We start from the raw sequence: 1,068 nt of genomic DNA, 5'->3' as shown, positions 1-1,068 counted from the left end.
GGTTCGAATCCCACAGCCTCCGCTCACCAGGCGATACGCCTGCCCGGACCCGCGTCACGCGCCGTAGCCAGCGGCGCGGCGGCCCGGTTGGGACCAATCTGGGACCGCGCGGTCAGCGAGTGGGCCGAGTGGGCACTGCCCCGTGGCCGGCGTCCCCGCGCTGGCTCCAGCGCCGGACCTTCTGCGGGCGCGGCCGGAGGACGACGGCCTGCCCCGGCGCCGCGTCGCCCGGCCGATGCCAGACCCCGTCCGCGCCCTTCACGAACGTGGCGATCTGCTCGGCGGCGGCGTTCGCCACGACCCGGCGGACGCTCATGTAGAGATCCTCGGTGATCCGCGTCGTGCTGTGCCCGAGCTGCTCGCTCACGACCTTGACGGCGAGTCCCGCCTCCAGCCCGAGCGTCGCCGCCGTGTGCCGGGCGTCGTGCAGCCGGATCACCGGCAGCCCGTACCGGGCCGCCAGGATCCGGAATTTCTTGCCGACCCAGTCCGGGTTGATGTAGCGCCCGTCTGCCCGGGTGAAGATGAGCACGTTCTCGTCCCATTCCTCGCCGCGCGACGCCGCGAGCGCCATCGCCCGCTGTTTGCGCTCGCGGAACAGGTCCGCGGTGACTTTGTCGAGCGAGATGACGCGCCATCCGGCCGCCGTTTTCGGGACGTCGAAATAGACGCCGGACTGGTTGAGCAGGGTCTGCCGAACGGTCGCCGTCGCGGCGGGCCCCGAAAGGTCCAGGTCGCGCCAGCGCAGCCCTAGCACTTCGCCGCGCCGGGGGCCGCGCAGGAGGACGAGCCTGTAGATGACGTGGTAGGGGTCGTCTACCGACTTCACCAGGAAATTCTGGACCTCTTCGGGGCCCCACACGGTGGCCGGCCCGCGCGTCTCGGGCGGCATCTCGGATATGACCGCGTGCACCGGGTTCCAGGAGAGCGGGTAAGGGCCCTTGACCAGCTTGTTGTACGCCGTGCGCAGGGTCGCCATGATGCGGTGCTGCGTCGCGACCGAGACCACTTTGTGTACCTGCCGCAGGTCGTCAGGCAGGTGCGGCGCGCGGCCTTCCTCGGCCGCCG

General features: G+C 71.3%; 1 protein-coding gene. It reads right to left on the bottom strand.

Annotated elements, in window-relative coordinates:
• Positions 1 to 112: 112 nt before the first annotated feature.
• A partial coding sequence (locus amrb99_RS49440; protein WP_206700435.1) for a site-specific integrase occupies positions 113 to 1,068 on the bottom strand: 956 nt, incomplete at its 5' end.

It is taken from the genome of Actinomadura sp. RB99 (genome assembly GCF_014706005.1).
Lineage (GTDB): Bacteria > Actinomycetota > Actinomycetes > Streptosporangiales > Streptosporangiaceae > Spirillospora.
Note: the sequence above shows the minus strand (reverse complement) of the source record. Positions and strands in the feature narration are given on the sequence as shown.